Annotated in this window: 17 protein-coding genes; 12 read left to right on the plus strand and 5 right to left on the minus strand. The window is 66.5% G+C overall.

The features are described from left to right. Window positions 1-90: 90 nt before the first annotated feature. From C4S70_RS09850 to C4S70_RS09865, 4 genes are read right to left on the minus strand one after another with little or no spacing between them, the layout of a single operon-like run. Window positions 91-522 (minus strand): hypothetical protein, encoded by a 432-nt coding sequence (locus tag C4S70_RS09850; protein ID WP_104007942.1) that lies wholly within the window; start codon window positions 520-522, stop codon window positions 91-93. Next, window positions 515-751, minus strand: coding sequence for a thioredoxin family protein (locus tag C4S70_RS09855; protein ID WP_104007943.1), 237 nt, complete (start codon window positions 749-751; stop codon window positions 515-517). The genes C4S70_RS09850 and C4S70_RS09855 overlap by 8 nt, the downstream gene beginning before the upstream one ends. Before the next feature lie 13 nt (window positions 752-764). Further along, window positions 765-1,820, minus strand: a complete 1,056-nt coding sequence (locus tag C4S70_RS09860) for a permease (protein WP_104007944.1) — start codon at window positions 1,818-1,820, stop codon at window positions 765-767. Beyond that, entirely contained in the window at window positions 1,817-2,104 is a 288-nt protein-coding gene (locus tag C4S70_RS09865; protein WP_104007945.1) for an ArsR/SmtB family transcription factor, read from the minus strand. Before C4S70_RS09865 ends, C4S70_RS09860 begins: the two co-directional genes overlap by 4 nt. 156 nt (window positions 2,105-2,260) lie before the next feature. Here C4S70_RS09865 and C4S70_RS09870 point away from each other — a divergent pair, with 156 nt between their 5' ends. The 10 genes from C4S70_RS09870 (at window position 2,261) to C4S70_RS09915 (ending at window position 11,683) form a co-directional block, all read left to right on the plus strand. Then, entirely contained in the window at window positions 2,261-3,139 is an 879-nt protein-coding gene (locus tag C4S70_RS09870; RefSeq protein ID WP_104007946.1) for a TIGR01459 family HAD-type hydrolase, read from the plus strand. Window positions 3,140-3,239: 100 nt separating this feature from the next. After that, entirely contained in the window at window positions 3,240-3,683 is a 444-nt protein-coding gene (locus tag C4S70_RS09875; RefSeq protein ID WP_104007947.1) for a MaoC family dehydratase, read from the plus strand. Window positions 3,684-3,845: 162 nt separating this feature from the next. Continuing rightward, window positions 3,846-4,310: a MarR family winged helix-turn-helix transcriptional regulator gene (locus C4S70_RS09880; protein ID WP_104007948.1), complete on the plus strand. Its 465-nt coding sequence runs from the start codon at window positions 3,846-3,848 to the stop codon at window positions 4,308-4,310. Next, entirely contained in the window at window positions 4,303-5,205 is a 903-nt protein-coding gene (locus tag C4S70_RS09885) for an alpha/beta hydrolase family protein (RefSeq protein WP_104007949.1), read from the plus strand. The genes C4S70_RS09880 and C4S70_RS09885 overlap by 8 nt, the downstream gene beginning before the upstream one ends. A 48-nt stretch (window positions 5,206-5,253) precedes the next feature. Further along, entirely contained in the window at window positions 5,254-6,186 is a 933-nt protein-coding gene (locus C4S70_RS09890; protein ID WP_104007950.1) for a bifunctional riboflavin kinase/FAD synthetase, read from the plus strand. Next, window positions 6,183-6,653 (plus strand): YcgN family cysteine cluster protein, encoded by a 471-nt coding sequence (locus C4S70_RS09895; protein WP_104007951.1) that lies wholly within the window; start codon window positions 6,183-6,185, stop codon window positions 6,651-6,653. The genes C4S70_RS09890 and C4S70_RS09895 overlap by 4 nt, the downstream gene beginning before the upstream one ends. Beyond that, window positions 6,653-7,696 carry a threonine aldolase family protein gene (locus C4S70_RS09900; protein ID WP_104007952.1) on the plus strand — a complete coding sequence of 348 codons (1,044 nt, stop codon included), beginning with the start codon at window positions 6,653-6,655 and terminating at the stop codon, window positions 7,694-7,696. The genes C4S70_RS09895 and C4S70_RS09900 overlap by 1 nt, the downstream gene beginning before the upstream one ends. Before the next feature lie 309 nt (window positions 7,697-8,005). Next, window positions 8,006-9,784, plus strand: coding sequence for a sulfoacetaldehyde acetyltransferase (gene xsc / locus C4S70_RS09905; protein ID WP_104007953.1), 1,779 nt, complete (start codon window positions 8,006-8,008; stop codon window positions 9,782-9,784). A gap of 4 nt (window positions 9,785-9,788) precedes the next feature. Beyond that, window positions 9,789-10,535 carry a sulfite exporter TauE/SafE family protein gene (locus C4S70_RS09910; protein WP_104007954.1) on the plus strand — a complete coding sequence of 249 codons (747 nt, stop codon included), beginning with the start codon at window positions 9,789-9,791 and terminating at the stop codon, window positions 10,533-10,535. After that, entirely contained in the window at window positions 10,532-11,683 is a 1,152-nt protein-coding gene (locus C4S70_RS09915; protein ID WP_104007955.1) for an acetate/propionate family kinase, read from the plus strand. Before C4S70_RS09910 ends, C4S70_RS09915 begins: the two co-directional genes overlap by 4 nt. Before the next feature lie 199 nt (window positions 11,684-11,882). On the opposite strand, the gene C4S70_RS09920 is transcribed toward C4S70_RS09915, so the two are convergent. Then, a complete protein-coding gene (locus tag C4S70_RS09920; RefSeq protein ID WP_104007956.1) occupies window positions 11,883-12,734 on the minus strand; it encodes a phosphate acyltransferase in 852 nt (283 codons plus the stop codon). A 36-nt stretch (window positions 12,735-12,770) separates the two neighbouring features. Here C4S70_RS09920 and C4S70_RS09925 point away from each other — a divergent pair, with 36 nt between their 5' ends. Both C4S70_RS09925 and C4S70_RS09930 read left to right on the plus strand, forming a co-directional pair. Beyond that, complete coding sequence (locus C4S70_RS09925; RefSeq protein WP_104007957.1) at window positions 12,771-13,904, plus strand: citrate synthase; 1,134 nt, start codon at window positions 12,771-12,773, stop codon at window positions 13,902-13,904. 89 nt (window positions 13,905-13,993) lie between these two features. After that, complete coding sequence (locus C4S70_RS09930; protein WP_104007958.1) at window positions 13,994-16,816, plus strand: molybdopterin oxidoreductase family protein; 2,823 nt, start codon at window positions 13,994-13,996, stop codon at window positions 16,814-16,816. Window positions 16,817-16,825 lie beyond the last annotated feature (9 nt).

Consider the following 16,825-nt stretch of genomic DNA (forward strand, 5'->3'; position numbering starts at 1 on the left):
GAAGCTGTGTATGAAACCGAATGTCCGGGGTCAATCCTTGTCCACGCGCATGGAGAGCACTCCCGGGGCCCCTTTGGCCACAACGGCGGGTCAGCGGCGCCTGAACCATCCGCGTTTCTCGGACCGGGTGCCGCCCGCCGAGAGCTGCGCGGGCGGTATCCGGCTTAGGATATAGCGGGGCCGCGTGGCACCTCCGCCCCCGCCACAGGCGGCCATGCCGTAGGGATCGAAGATCTTGACCAGCGCGGGATCGCCGGGATCGTCCACATAGACCGCCCCGCACCAGGACCGGCTGCGCGCGTGGGCGAAAATTTCTTCGGCACGGTCGAGTGCTGCGGCGAATGCCGCAGGGGTCGCTGCGTGCGCGGGTGGATCGGCTTCGGTGTCGTGGACGAACCATCCCGCGGGCGCGGAACGCAGCCGCGCCCAGAGCGCGTCGAAATCGGGCCAGGTCAGGATCCCCTCGAACCGTCCGTTCAGCGCGGCCTGATAGACCCCGGCCCGATCGGTCGGCTCAGCCATTTTGCAGCCAGCCTTCCAGTTTGGCCGGATCCGGCAGGCCCCCGGCATGAACCAGCTTGCCGTTCACGGCGATGCCGGGAGTGGACATGACCCCGGCCATGGCGATCTGGCGCGGGTCGGTGACCTTTTCCACCTGCGCCTCGATCCCCAGTTTCGCGGCCGCCTCGCGCACCATCTGTTCGGTCGTCTCGCAGCGTTTGCAGCCGGGGCCGTAAACCTTGATGTCCATTGTCTTTCCTTTCTCAGAAGATTGCATTGAACAGAAAGCCCACGGCCAGGATGCCGCTGCCCACCACGCCGACGAAGACGGCGATCAGGCGCAGGGTCAGCACCTGCCGCAGGATGAGCATTTCCGGCAGGCTGAGCGCGATCACGCTCATCATGAAGGCCAGAACCGTGCCCAGCGCCGCGCCCTTGGCCAAGAGCGCCTCGACGATCGGGATCACGCCGGCGGCGTTGGTGTACATCGGGATGCCGATCACCACCGCGGCGGGCACCGACCACCAGGCATCCACGCCCATGATGCGGGCCATCAGATCCTCGGGCACATAGCCGTGGATCAGCGCGCCCAGCGAAATGCCGAGGATGATCCAGACCCAGACCTTGCCGACGATCTCTCGGACCGCCTCGATCCCCATGCGATAGCGGTCGGGCATCGACAGGTTTTTGTCGGGAATGTCCAGATCCGCGGTGCCGGCGTGAATGTCGCGCACCCAGTCCTGCAGCCAGCCTTCAAGGTGGAACCGCCCGATCATCCAGCCGGCGACGATCGCCACCATGAGGCCGAAGACCAGATAGATCGCCGCCACCTGCCAGCCGACGAGGCCCCACAGCAGGAACACCGCGACCTCGTTCACCATCGGCGCCGCGACGAGAAAGGAAAACGTCACCCCCAACGGCACGCCGGCCGAGACGAAGCCGATGAACAGAGGCACCGCCGAGCAGGAACAGAACGGCGTGACGATGCCCAGCGCGGCGGCCATCACGTTGCCGACGCCCTCGCGTTTGCCCGACAGCAGCGCGCGGGTCTTTTCCGGGCTGAAAAAGCTGCGCACGACCCCCATCGCAAACACGATCAGCGTCAGCAGCATCATCACCTTGGGCGTGTCGTACAGGAAAAAGGCGATCGCCTCGCCGGCATGGCTGTGCCGGTCCACCGGCAGAAGCGACGTCAGCCATTCCGAAAACGGGATCAGCTGGCGATAGATAAGCCACCAGCCGACGACGAAGGCGGCGACGCCCGCGTGCCAGAGCCAGTCGGGACGGCGTTCGGGCAGATGTTGGGTTTCGGTGGTCATGCGACGTGTTCCTGTTCCAGCGCCTCGGCGGCAAAGACCGCATCGATAACGGTTTCATACGCGGCGGGCAGATCGGGGTTGCGGCGATAGCGCACCCACTGCGCATCGCGCCGGTCCACCACCAGCCCGGCCTGTTTCAGCGTCTTCATGTGGCGCGACATGCGGCTTTGCGTGACGCCCAGAATCGCCATCAGCTCGCACACGCAATGTTCCTGCCCGTCCCACAGGATCCGCAAAGCATCGCGCCGCACGGGTTCGGATATGGCCGAAAGAATCGCTTGCACCGGAACGCCTCATCATATTCGATATTCCGCATATGCGTCTTTCTGCATATAATAGCACCCCCCAATCGTGTGCCGGATGGCCGAAGGTCGGAAAGCGGTGGAAAACCGGGGCACGGCCTGACATAGCTGGGCGCGACCAAGGACCAAGGAGTGCCCATGACCCGCATCATCAACGCCCTTTCCGAGATCTGGGACAAATACGACGCGCTGCTCGTCGATCTCTGGGGCTGCGTGCACAACGGCGTGACCGCCTATCCGGAGGCGGTCGAGGCGCTGCGCGGCTATCGCGCGCGCGGCGGGACCGTTTGCCTGCTGACCAATTCGCCCAAACCCCGCAAGGGCGTGGCCGAGCAGATCGAAGCCTTTGGCGTGCCGCGCGATGCCTGGGACACCATCGCCACCAGCGGCGACAGCGCGCGGGCGGCGATGTTCCGCGGAGTCGTGGGGCAAAAATTGTTCTTCATGGGCGAATGGGAGCGCGACGAAGGCTTCTTCGAGCCGATACATGTGGTCGAGAACCCGGTCTCGATCGAACTGGTCCCGCTGGAAGAGGCCGAAGGCATCGTCTGTTGCGGCCCGTTCGACCCATATGCCGACCCCGAGGTGAACCGGCCCACCTTCCTTTACGCCAAGCAGAAGGGGATGAAGCTTCTCTGCGCCAATCCCGACATCGTGGTGGACCGGGGCGAGCGGCGCGAATGGTGCGCGGGCGCGCTGGCGCGGCTTTACACCGAAATGGGGGGCGAGAGCCTCTATTTCGGCAAGCCGCACCCGCCGATCTATGACCTTGCCCGGCGGCGGCTGGCCGAGATCGGCCGGCTGGTGCCGGACTCCCGGATCCTCGCCATCGGCGACGGGATCCACACGGATGTCGCCGGCGCCATGGGCGAAGATATCGATTCCCTCTTCATCACCGGTGGTCTGGCGCGGGCCGAGACGAAAACCGACAGCCAGCCCGATCCGGACGCACTAAGCGATTATCTGGAAAAGGAAAAACTGGATCCGACCTATGCCATCGGGCAATTGCGCGGATAAAAAAGGGACTTGATTTTCTGCGCCTGCAAAGTAATAAAGTTTCGAACGGGCAGCGAGATGCTGCACAAATATTGCTTTGCCGACGACCCGAGAGGACGACATGCTGGACAATCTGCCCCGCGGCACGATCTGCATCGAAGACATCGAGATGGGCATGACCCGCTATCTGCGGAAGGTCGTGACCGACGAGGATATCGAGATGTTCGCGCAGGTTTCGACCGATCGGAACCCGGTGCATCTGGACGACGATTATGCCCGCGACACGATCTTTCAGGGCCGCATCGCCCACGGGATGCTGACGGCGGGGCTGATCTCGGCGGTGATCGGCGAACAGCTGCCCGGCCACGGCACGGTCTACATGGGGCAGTCGCTGAAATTCCTGGCCCCCGTGCGCCCCGGCGACACCGTCCATGCCGAGGTCAAGGTGATCGACATCGACATGGCCAAGCGGCGGGTCAAACTGGACTGCCACTGCTCGGTCGATGGCAAGAAGGTGCTGGTGGGCGAGGCGATGGTGCTGGCGCCAAGCCGCAAGTTCGACTGATCGCACTCCTGACGGATTGGAAATTCCAAACCGGCCGGGCTGGCTGACCGCCCGGCCGGTTTCGTTTGCATGCCGTTGCGCCGCAACGTCATGTCCGCTCCGTGTTGCGCCGGCGCATTTGGTTCATATACGAACCAATTAGTCCATATGCGAACCAATTCAATGCCCCGGAGTTTCCGCGTCTTTCACCTGCTACAGGTCGCCCACAGCGCCCTGTTCCGAGCCGCCGACAAGCGGTCGCGCCGCATGGCCGGGCTGACCACGACGCAGATCGCGATCCTGCTGATCCTGCGCAAGTCCGACGGCCTGCCGATCTCGGCACTGGCGGCGCAGCTGGCGATGGGCAAGTCTTCGTTGACCGGGCTGATCGACCGGCTGGCGGACAAGCGGCTGGTGGAGCGCCGCCCCTGCCCCCGCGACGCCCGTGTGACCCTGATCCGGCTGACCGAGGCGGGCCGCGCCGCCGCCGCAACCGCCCTGCCCGACACGCGGCGCCACAACGCCGCTCTGCTGGAGCCGTTCTCGGACGACGAACGCGCGGTGATCCGGCGCTTTCTGCAGCACCTGACCGACAACGCCGAAACCATCATCAACGGCCCCGACGACGAGGACTCCGCCCATGACTGACGTCTCCGTGAAAACCCTGCGTTTTGCCGCCTCGGACGGATGGGAACTCGAGGGCGACCTCTTTTCCGGGTCCGAGCAGCGGCTTGCCGTGATGATCTCGGCAGGCACCGGGTTTCCGCGCCGCTTCTACCGCCCGCTCGCCGATTGGCTGGCCGGGCGCGGCGCAGTCGTTCTCGCTTATGACTATCGCGGCATCGGCGGGTCGCGGAACGGGGTGGAACTGGCCACCAGCGGGATCGACTACCCCGACTGGGGCCACTACGATCAACCGGCGGCGCTGGCAGCGCTGGAACAGGCCGCGCCGCCGGGGCTGCCGGTCACCCATGTCGCGCACAGCGTCGGCGGCCATTTCATCGGGCTCATGCCGAACCACGACCGGATCGCGCGGCATGCCTTCATCTCGGTCGGAACCGGCTATTTCGGCGGACATCACAAGCGGAACTGGCCGCTGGAGATGTATTTCTGGTGGGGCATGGGCACATGGTCGCTGTGGCGGCACGGGTTCATCGCCAACACCGGCGGCTGGCAGGGCGAGCCACTGCCGCCGCAGCTGTTCCGCACCTGGCGGCGCTGGAGCCATCGGCGGGCCTATTTCCGCCCCGATCTGCCGCGCATGCAGCCCAATTTCTACGAAGACGTCCGCGCCCCGATCCGGTCCTGGATCTTCCCCGACGACCCGATCGCCACGCCCTCCACCGCCCGCGACATTCTGGAATGCTATCCCAATGCCCCGCACGAAATCGTCCTGCGGGCGCCGGCCGATCTGGGCCTGAAGCGCATCGGCCACGAGGCTGCCTTTCGACCGGGGCGCGAGACGCTCTGGGCGGAGATATTCGACTGGCTGGAGGGCGCGGCAGGCGGCGGCCGGACCGACCGTCTGGAAGCCGCGCGGTAACAGCAGGCGCGTCTTGCGGATGGCGGCGCGGAGGGATAGGCAAGCGCCATGCACATTATTCGCGACTATCAGTTCGTAGATCCCGGGGACCGCGGCGCCAGCGCGGCGATCGGCAATTTCGACGGCGTTCACCTGGGCCACCAGTCGGTGATCGCGCTTGCGCGCAAGGTCGAACCCGACGCGCCGCTGGGCGTGGTCACATTCGAGCCGCACCCGCGCGAATATTTCGCCCCCGACGCCCCGCCCTTTCGCCTGATGCGTGCCGAGGCCCGCGCCCACCGGCTGGAAAAGCTGGGCGTCGAAAAGCTTTACGAGCTCAACTTCAACGCAGCGCTCGCCGGCATGAGCCCCGAAGAGTTCGCCCGCATCGTGATCGCCGACGGGCTGGGGCTGAAACATGTGGTGGTCGGAGCCGATTTCTGTTTCGGCAAGGGCCGCGCCGGCAACGCCCGCGATCTGGTCCGCTTCGGGCGGGAAATGGGCTTCGCGGTCACTATCGCGCCGCTCATGGAAAAGGGCCCGAACGTGGTGTCGTCCACCGCGATCCGGCTGGCGCTCAGCGAAGGCCGCCCGCGCGATGCCGCAGCGATGCTGGGCCACTGGCACCGGATCGAGGGCCGCGTCGAGGGCGGCGAACAGCGCGGCCGCGAACTGGGCTTTCCCACCGCGAACCTGTCGCTGGCCGGCCTGCACCGCCCCGCCTTTGGCGTCTATGCGGTGCTGGTGGAGGTGCTCGACGGGCCGCACGCGGGCAGCTACCACGGCGTGGCGTCCCTGGGCGTGCGGCCGATGTTCAACGGCGAAGAGCCGAACCTGGAAACCTATGTCTTCGACTTTGCCGGGGACCTGTATGGCGCGATGCTGTCGGTGGGGCTGGTCGAATATCTCCGGCCCGAGGCCAAATTTGACAGCCTGGACGCCTTGATCGCGCAGATGCACGACGATTCCGCCCGCGCCCGCGCCATTCTGGACGCCCAATGACCGACCCGATTGACCGTTCGGGCCTCGCGCCCGAATTCTGGATGCGCAAGCCGCTCTCCAGAATGACGCGCCGCGAATGGGAGGCGCTCTGCGACGGCTGCGGCAAATGCTGCCTGAACAAGCTCGAGGATGCCGAAACCGGCGAGGTTGCGCTGACCCGCGTCGCCTGCCGGTTGCTGGACGATGAAAGCTGCCACTGCGCGCAATACGACATCCGCCACCAATTCGTGCCCAACTGCATCGTGCTGACGCCGGGCAACATCGCCGAACATGCCTACTGGATGCCCGAAACCTGCGCCTATCGCCTGTTGTGGGAGGGCAAGCCGCTCTTCTGGTGGCATCCGCTGGTGTCAGGCGATCCCGAAACCGTGCATCAGGCCGGGGTCTCGGTGCGCGGTATCACGGTCAGCGAGTTCGACACGCCCGAGGATGAATGGGAAGACCACATCATAGAGGAGCCCGTCTGATGTTTTTCGCCTCCGACAATTCCGGCCCCGTGCATCCGCGCATCATGGAGGCGCTGATGGAAGCCAACCAGGGCCATGCCATGGCCTATGGGGCGGATGCACTCATGGACGAGGTGCGCGCCCGCATCCGCGACATCTTCGAGGCGCCCGAGGCCGCGGTCTATCTGGTGGCGACGGGCACGGCGGCCAATGCGCTGGCGCTGGCCACGCTGGCGCAGCCCTGGCAGACGGTGTTCTGCTCGCCCGTGGCGCATATCCACGAAGACGAGTGCAACGCGCCGGAATTCTATACGGGCGGGGCCAAGCTCACCTTGGTGGGCGACACCGACCGGATCAGCGCGGAGGCGCTGCGCGCGGCGATCGAAGCCGAAGAAACTCGCGGCGTGCACGGCCCCCAGCGCGGGCCGGTCTCGCTCACCAGCGTCACGGAACGGGGCACGGTCTATGGGCTGGACGAATTGCGGGCCGTGACAGCGGTGGCCCGGGACTACGGGCTGCCCGTGCACCTGGATGGCGCGCGTTTCGCCAACGCACTGGCCGCGCTCGACTGCTCCCCGGCCGAGATGACATGGAAGGCAGGCATCGACGCAGTCTCCTTCGGCGGAACCAAGAACGGCTGCATGGGGGTCGAGGCGGTGATCTTCTTCGATCCTGCCCACGCCTGGGAATTCGAGTTGCGCCGCAAGCGGGGCGCACACCTGTTCTCCAAGCACCGCTACCTGTCGGCGCAGATGGCGGGATACCTGCGCGACGGGCTGTGGCTGGACATGGCCCGGCAGGCCAATGCCAACTGCGCACGCCTGGTCGCGGGGCTGCGCGCGGCAGGCATGGAATTTCTGCATGACCCGCAAGCCAACATGGCCTTCCCGATCCTGCCCCTCCGCACGCATCGGCGCCTGCACGAGGCCGGCGCAGCCTATCACCTCTGGAACGGCACGCTGGACGGCGACGACCCCGACCAGCCGATCGCTGCGCGACTGGTCTGCGACTGGTCCATTTCCTCGGACGAAATCGACTGCTTCCTGAACCTGCTGCGCGCCTGAGAAACGGGCAACGCCCGACCCATCCCAGAACGCCGGACGCACAGCCCGCGCCCTTCATCTTGCTACAAATACTCCGGGGGAGCGCGAGGGGGCAGCGCCCCCTCGCATCGGTCGGATCGCGCAAGCGATCCGAAACATACATGCCCACGCTCATTATTCCGGGCCTGCCCTTGCCGGGGCGCCAAAAGTGGACCTAACCCGACGCCAAAACTGGCCCTAACCGCCCCTTGCCGCCCGCCCTAAACCCGAAACAAAGCCTGGCCCTTGTCGGCCGGCCCGAACAGCTGCGCATCATGGGAGTGTCCGCACATGAAAATGACCACCGAGGAAGCCTTCGTCAAAACCCTGCAGATGCACGGGATCGACACCGCCTTCGGCATCATCGGATCGGCCTTCATGCCGATCTCCGACCTCTTCCCCAAGGCGGGGATCCGCTTCTTCGACTGCGCGCACGAAGGCTCGGGCGGCATGATGGCCGACGGCTATACCCGCGCTTCGGGCAAGATGTGCATGATGATCGCGCAGAACGGCCCCGGCATCACCAACTTCGTCACCGCCGTGAAAACCGCCTACTGGAACCACACGCCGCTCTTGCTCGTCACCCCGCAGGCGGCGAACAAGACCATGGGTCAGGGCGGCTTTCAGGAGGTCGAGCAGATGGCCGCCTTCCGCGACATGGTCTGCTATCAGGAAGAGGTCCGCGATCCCTCGCGCATGGCCGAGGTTCTGAACCGCGTGATCCTCAAGGCCAAGCGCGCCTCGGCGCCTGCCCAGATCAACGTGCCGCGCGACTACTTCACCCAGGTGATCGACATCGACCTGCCGCAGATCGTGAATTTCGAACGCCCCGCCGGCGGCGAAGAGGCCGTCGCCGAGGCCGCCCGCCTGCTGAGCGAAGCAAGGTTTCCCGTGATTCTCAACGGCGCGGGCGTGGTACTGGCCGGCGCCATTCCCGACAGCATGGCACTGGCCGAACGGCTGGATGCCCCGGTCTGCTGCGGCTATCAGCACAATGACGCCTTTCCCGGCAGCCACCCGCTCTTTGCCGGGCCGCTGGGCTATAACGGGTCCAAGGCGGGCATGGAGCTGATCGCGCAGGCGGACGTGGTGCTGGCGCTGGGCAACCGGCTCAACCCGTTCTCGACCCTGCCGGGCTATGGCATCGACTACTGGCCCAAGGAGGCCAAGCTGATCCAGAACGACCTCAACCCCGACCGGATCGGCCTGACCAAGCGGGTCGATGTCGGCATCGTCGGCGATGCGGGCAAGGTGGGGCGTCAGATCCTCGCTGCCCTGTCGGACACCGCCGGCGACGAAGGGCGCGAGGAACGCCGCGCGCTCATTGCGAAAACCAAGTCCGCCTGGGCGCAGCAGCTGGCGTCGATGGACCATGAAGAGGACGATCCCGGCACCACATGGAACGAACGCGCCCGCGCGGCCAAGCCCGACTGGATGAGCCCGCGCATGGCCTGGCGGGCGATTCAGGCCGCGCTGCCGAAAGAGGCGATCATCTCCTCCGATATCGGCAACAACTGCGCCATCGGCAACGCCTACCCGACCTTCGAGGCGGGCCGCAAATACCTGGCGCCGGGCCTGTTCGGCCCCTGCGGCTATGGCCTGCCCGCCATCGTCGGCGCCAAGATCGCCTGCCCCGACACGCCGGTGGTCGGTTTTGCCGGCGACGGCGCCTTCGGCATCGCGGTGACCGAGCTGACCGCGATCGGCCGCCCGGAATGGCCCGCGATCACCCAGGTGGTGTTCCGCAACTATCAGTGGGGCGCGGAAAAGCGCAACTCGACGCTCTGGTTCGACGACAATTTCGTCGGCACCGAACTGAACGAGCAGGTGTCCTATTCCGGCATCGCCCAGGCCTGCGGGCTCAAGGGCGTGCAGGCGCGCACCATGGATGAACTGACCGAGGCCCTGAACCAGGCGATCAAGGACCAGATGGAAAACGGCGTCACCACGCTGATCGAGGCCCTGATCAACCAGGAACTGGGCGAGCCGTTCCGCCGCGACGCGATGAAGAAGCCGGTCACCGTGGCCGGGATCGACCCGGCGGACATGGCCACGCAGCAGGTCGGGTAGGCCGTTGGATTTGCCCTTTGCGCTCCTCCCCGCCCAAGGGGCATTCCTGGCCGCCGCGCTCTTTGCGGCGGCCTTCATTCGCGGGTTCACCGGTTTCGGCTTTTCCGCGATCTTCATCATCCTCGCCGCGCAGGTCGCCAATCCGCTGCCGCTGATCCCGGTGGTGTTCGCCTGTGAAATCGCCATGACCGCGTTCCAGGCGCGCGGCATCCGGACGCATATCGACTGGCGCCGCGTGGTGCCGCTGGGGCTGGGCGCGGCGCTGGCCACGGTGCCGGCGGTCCATGTCATGGCGCGGCTCGACGAGGATCAGGCGCGGCTGGTGATTTCGGCGCTGGTGCTGGGGCTCAGCCTCGTTCTGCTGGGCGGCTGGCGGATGCCGCGCCCGGTCAGAGGGCCGGGCCATCTCGGCGCAGGGCTGGTCGCGGGCATGGCCAACAGCGCAGGCGTGGGCGGACTGCCCACGGCGGCGTTCCTTGCCGCGCAACCCATGGAGCCGACCGTCTTCCGCGCCACGATGATCGTGTTTCTGACCGTGCTCGACCTGATGGCGCTGCCGGCAATGGCGGCGAACGGGCTGGTGGGGCCGGATACCGTGACGGGCGCCGCAATCGCCTTTCCGATCCTGGGGCTGGGCATCTGGGCCGGCACGCGCCGGTTCTCGGCCGCCTCGGGCGCGCAATTCCGCCGCGCGGTGGTGATCCTGCTGGCCGCGCTGGCGGCGCTCAACATCGCAAGGGCAGCGGCATGACGAAGAATGGCAACATTCTGGTGCTGAACGCGGGATCGTCGTCGATCAAGTTCGCCCTGTTCGACGCCGATCTGACCCAGTGCCTGTCCGGCATGGCCGAGGCGATCGGCGGCGCTTCGCGCCTGCGGGTGGGCGAGGAGGTGACCGAGACCCCGTTCATCGACCACCGTGCCGCGCTGCGGGCGATCCTGGCCGCATTGGAGGCCCGCGGCATCGCGCCGGGCGATCTGACGGCGGCGGCGCACCGGGTCGTGCATGGCGGGCGCAAGCTGACGGGACCGGTGAAGATCACGCCCGAGGTCATTGCCGAGATCGCCAGTTGCACGCCGCTGGCGCCCTTGCACAATCCGCACAACCTGGCCGCCATCGAAACGCTGGCTGAGATCGCCCCCGACCTGCCGCAATATGCCAGCTTCGATACCTCGTTCCACGCCACCAACCCCGAGGTGGCGACCCGATATGCCATCCCGAAGATGCAGGAAACCAAGGGCATCCGTCGCTACGGATTCCACGGGCTCAGCTATGCCTCGCTGGTGCGGCGCCTGCCCGAGGTGTCGGGCGTGCCCCTGCCTTCGCGCCTGCTGGCCTTCCACCTGGGCAACGGCGCGTCGCTCTGCGCGATCCGCAACGGGCAGTCGATCGCCACGACGATGGGCTATTCGCCGCTGGACGGGCTGACCATGGGCACGCGGTCGGGCGGGATCGACGCCAACGCGGTGCTGCGGCTGGTCGAGGAAAACGGGCTGGAGCGCACCAAGGCGATCCTGAACCACGAAAGCGGTTTGCTGGGGCTGTCGGGGGGCAAGTCCGACATGCGCAACCTGATGCTGGACCCCTCCGCCGACAGCGCCTTTGCGGTAGAGCATTTCTGCTATTGGTCGCTGCGTCATGCGGGGTCTCTGATCGCGGCGCTGGAGGGGCTGGACGCCATCGCCTTTACCGGCGGGATCGGCGAGAACGCGGTGGGCGTGCGCGCGCGCATCCTGCGCGGCCTGGAATGGATCGGCGTGCGCATGGACCCCGACGCCAACCACCGCGGCGGCCCGCGCCTGCATGCGGACACGTCCAAGGTCGCGGTCTGGGTGGTGCCGGCGGAAGAGGAACGCATGATCGCCGCCGATGCCCTGTCGCTGATGCGGGCGGCATGAGGGGGGCGAGGGCATATGCGCAAGGGCCGCGCCCGACCCTTGGTGGGCGCGCCGCGACGTGGCCGTCAGGCGCTGAGCGCGACAAATCCACCACAGTCAAGGTTTTGCCCGGCATCGCCAAAGCGCCCTCCCGGGGGGAGGGTCGGGCGTGGCCCGGGCTTTCAGCCCGCGCCAGTTGCCGACAAAAAATTTTCCTGTCTCAGGCCTGCGCCGCCGTCAGCACCGCCGCCGCCACGATGTCTTCGGCGGTCGCGCCCCGGCTGAGGTCGCAGACCGGCCGCGCGAACCCTTGCAGGAACGGCCCCAGCGCCTGCGCGCCAGCGAGTTCCTGGCACAGCTTGTATCCGATGTTGCCCGCATCCAGAGACGGAAAGACCAGCACGTTGGCGTCGAGCGGCTCGATCCCCTTCTGCCCGGCGATCCGCGCATTCAGCGCCGCATCCGCCTGCACGGGGCCCGCGAACCCGGTGGCCTGCGCAGCCTCGCGCACCACGCGTACGCTCTCGCCCTCGCCCGAATTGCCGGTGGAGAACGACAGCAGCGCCACCCGCGCCTCGCCGAGAAGCGACCGCGCCGAGGCCGCCGAGGCCCGCGCGATCGCGGCCAGACCGTCGGCATCCGGCGCCACGTTCACCGCGCAGTCGGCAAAGATCATCTCGCGCCCGTCGGGAAACAGCATCAGAAAGAACGACGACGGCAACGCCACGCCCTCGGCCAGACCGATACCGATGCTGGCGGCCTCGATCACGCGGCGCGTGGGCGCATCGGCGCCGGCCACCATCGCGTCGGCCTCGCCGCAGGCCACCATCGCAGCGGCGCGATACAGGGGCCTCGCCACCATACGGCGGGCGATCGCCTCCTTCATGCCGCGCGCCTCGACCAGCGCCGCGACATGCGCCTCGGACGGCTCGGAAACGGGCAGCGGCTGGCACAGCCCCTCGCCCTCCAGCACCGAGGCCGCCGTCGCCACGCGCGGCTCTTCTATTTCGGGGAACACCACCCGCGCCTGCCGCCGGATCGCGGCCTCCCTGGCTTTCTCAAGAACCGACATGTCCACCTCTTTTTTGCCTATGGGAAGGGTTCAGCAATGACCGACACCGTCAAGATCAATCGCGGCCTCAAGGGCATCCATTTCGAACGCTGCGGCGTCTCGGACATTGACGGCGCCCGGGGTGAACTGAGCTATCGCGGCTATTCCATCCACGATCTGGCCACGCAATCCACCTTTGAAGAGGTCGCCTATCTGCTGATCTTCGGAGAGCTGCCCACGGCCGCGCAACTGGCCGATTTCGACGCACGCCTGCGCGCCGCGCGCGTCCTGCCCCAGCCGATTTACGACATCATCGCCGCCTGCAAGGACGGCCACCCGATGGACGTGCTGCGCACCGCCGTCTCGGCGCTGGCCGCGCTGGAGCCGCAGGCGCAGCAGACCGGCGAAGAGGCGTTCATCGAAAACGGCATCCGCCTGACCGCGCAGGTGCCGATGATCGTTGCCGCCCATGACAATATCCGAAACGACCGCGCGCCGGTCGCCCCCGATCCCGACCTGTCCCACGCCGCCAACTGGCTGTGGATGCTCAAGGGCGAAAAGCCAGACGCCGAAACCGCGCGGCTGGCGGATGTGGATTTCATCCTGCATGCCGAACACGGCTCGAACGCGTCGTCCTTTGCCGCCCGCGTCACCATCAGCACCGAAACCAACCTGCATGGCGGCATCGTCACCGCGATCTCCACACTGGCCGGCCCCGCCCATGGCGGCGCGGCCGAGGACGTGATGAAGATGGTGCACGAGATCGGCAAGCCCGAGAACGCCGCCGCCTACGTCAAGGCCAAGCGCGCCAACCGCGAGGCGGTGATGGGCTTCGGCCACCGCGTCTATCGCAAGGAAGATCCCCGCGCCCGGCACCTGCGCGAAGGCGTGCGCCGTCTGGGTGAAAAGATGGGCGCGCCCGAATGGTATGAAATCCTGCAGGCCGTGGTCGAGGCGATGAAACCCTATTCGCGTCACGGCTTGAACGTGAACGTCGATTTCTATTCCGGCGTCATCTACCAGCTGCACGGCATCCCGATGGACCTTTATGTGCCGATCTTTGCCATCGGCCGCATGCCCGGCTGGGTGATCCAGTGCATCGAGCAGCAGCGCAGCAACATTCTGATCCGGCCGCTCACGCTCTACGACGGGCCGGAACCGCGCGCCTATGTGCCGATCGGCGATCGCTGACACACATTCAAAAAAACAGTCGCAATTTTTTGAATGTTAATTTAACGTCCCCGGAAAACGGGGCCGCCAACCGGGAGGAGAAAGAGCGGATGGGATACCAGCAACCGGTCGTGAACACGTCGCCTGAGGTCTCGGACGAGGTGCGCAAGACCACCTGCTACATGTGCGCCTGCCGGTGCGGCATCAATGTCCACATGAAGGGCGGCAAGGTCGCCTATATCGAGGGCAACCGCGATCATCCGGTGAACAAGGGCGTGCTGTGCGCCAAGGGTTCGTCCGGCATCATGCAGCACAACGCGCCGTCGCGCCTGCGCGCGCCGATGCGTCGGGTGGGGCCGCGCGGATCCGGCGAGTTCGAGGAAATTTCCTGGGACGAGGCGCTGGAGGTGGCGGTCGCATGGCTGAAACCCCTGCGCGAGCAAGCCCCTGAAAAGCTGGCCTTCTTCACCGGCCGCGACCAGTCGCAATCCTTCACCGGCTTCTGGGCCCTGCAATTCGGCACGCCGAACTACGCCGCGCATGGCGGGTTTTGTTCGGTCAACATGGCCGCCGGCGGCATCTACACGATGGGCGGATCGTTCTGGGAATTCGGCCAGCCCGACTGGGACCACACGAAACTGCTCATGCTGTTCGGCGTGGCTGAGGATCACGATTCCAACCCGATCAAGATGGGCTTGGGCAAGATCAAGGCCCGTGGCGCCCGCGTGATCGGCGTGAACCCGATCCGCACCGGATACAATGCCGTGGCCGACGACTGGGTGGGAATCACCCCCGGCACCGACGGGCTGTTCATCCTCTCGCTTGTGCATGAACTGCTCAAGGCGGGGCGCGTCGATCTCGACTATCTCGCCCGCTTCACAAACGCGCCCTGCCTGGTGAACGCGGCCGAAGGCGCGGAAAAGGGCCTGCTGCTGCGCGACGATGACGGCAAGCCGCTGGTGATCGACCGCGCCACCGGCCGGCCCGCGCCCTTCGACCGGCCCGGCGTGCGCCCCGACCTGGGCGCCACGCTCGACCGCGACGGCGCCACCCATCGCACCGTGTTCCAGTTGATGGTCGAGAAATATCTCAGCCCCGACTACGCGCCCGAAGCCGTTGCCGACCGCTGCGGCGTGCCGGCCGCCAGGATCCGCGCCATCGCCGCCGAACTGGCCCGCGTCGCCTTCGACGAGGCCTTCGAGATCGAACGCGAATGGACAGATTTCCGCGGCGAAAAACACGCCCGCATGATCGGCCGGCCGGTCAGCTTCCACGCCATGCGCGGCATTTCCGCCCATGCCAACGGGTTCCAGACCTGCCGGGCGCTGCACACGCTGCAGATCGTGCTGGGCACGGTCGAAGTGCCGGGCGGCTTCCGCTTCAAGCCGCCCTATCCCAAGCCGGTTTCCGCCCACCCCAAGCCGCATGCCGGCGTGACGCCGGGCCAGCCGCTGGACGGCCCGCATCTGGGCTATGTCACCGGCCCCGACGACCTTCTGTTGCGCGAAGACGGCTCGGCCGCCCGCATCGACAAGGCCTATACTTGGGAAAACCCGATGTCGGCGCATGGGCTGATGCACATGCTGATCTCGAACGCGCATGCGGGCGATCCCTACCGGATCGACACTCTGTTTCTCTACATGGCCAACATGTCGTGGAACTCATCGATGAACACGCGCGGCGTCATCGATATGCTGACCGATACCGACGAGTCCGGCGAATACGTGATCCCGCGGATCATCTATTCGGATGCCTATTCGTCCGAGATGGTCGCCTATGCCGACCTGATCCTGCCCGACACCACCTATCTGGAGCGGCACGACTGCATCTCGCTGCTCGACCGCCCGATCTGCGAGGCGGACGCGGCGGCGGATTCGATCCGTTGGCCCGTGGTCGATCCCGACCGCGACGTGCGCCCGTTCCAGTCGGTCATGATCGACCTCGGCGCCCGGCTGGGCCTGCCTGCTTTCGTGAACGAGGACGGCAGCCCGAAATGGAAGGACTACGCCGACTACATCGTCAACCACGAACGCAAACCCGGCATTGGCCCGCTGATCGGCTTCCGCGGCAAGAACGGCGACAAGGTGGGCCGGGGCGAGCCCAACCCAGACCAGCTCGACCGCTATATCGAAAACGGCGGCTTCTTCGAGGCCCACATCCCCCCCCACGCCGCCTATTACAAGCCGTGGAACGCGGCCTACCAGGACTGGGCGGTTGCCTTGGGCCTCTACGACAGCCCGCAGCCCTATATCTTCGACCTCTACAGCGAACCGCTGCGCCGCTTCCAGCTGGCGGCCGAAGGCCACGGCGACCGCCAGCCGCCCGACCACCTGCGCCAGCGCATCCTCGACACGATGGACCCGCTGGCCACCTGGTACGAACCCGACCAGACCGGCAACGAGGGCTACACCATCACCGCGCTGACCCAGCGGCCGATGGCGATGTATCACAGCTGGGGGTCGCAGAACGCCTGGCTGCGGCAGCTGCATGGCCGCAATCCGCTCTACGTCTCCTCGAAGATCATGCGCGAGGCCGGCCTCAAGGACGGCGACTGGGCGCGCGTGACCTCGCCGCACGGGTCGATCATCGTGCCGGTGATGGAAATGGCCGCGCTCAACGACAACACGGTCTGGACTTGGAACGCCATAGGCAAGCGCAAGGGCGCCTGGGCGCTCACCCCCGACGCACCCGAAGCCACGAAAGGCTTCCTCTTGAACCACATCATCAACGAACTCCTGCCGCGCAGGGGCGACGGGCTGCGCTGGGCCAACTCGGACCCGATCACCGGCCAGGCCGCCTGGTTCGACCTCAAGGTAAGGATCGAAAAGGCCGCAAACCCCGAAGAGCGCACCGAATGCGACCCCGCCTTCCCGCCGATCAAATCACCCGTGGGCACGGGACCGAAGGAACTCCGCTGGAAGGTGGGCCGATGACCCGCCCCC

This window comes from Jhaorihella thermophila, assembly GCF_900108275.1.
Classification (GTDB): domain Bacteria; phylum Pseudomonadota; class Alphaproteobacteria; order Rhodobacterales; family Rhodobacteraceae; genus Jhaorihella; species Jhaorihella thermophila.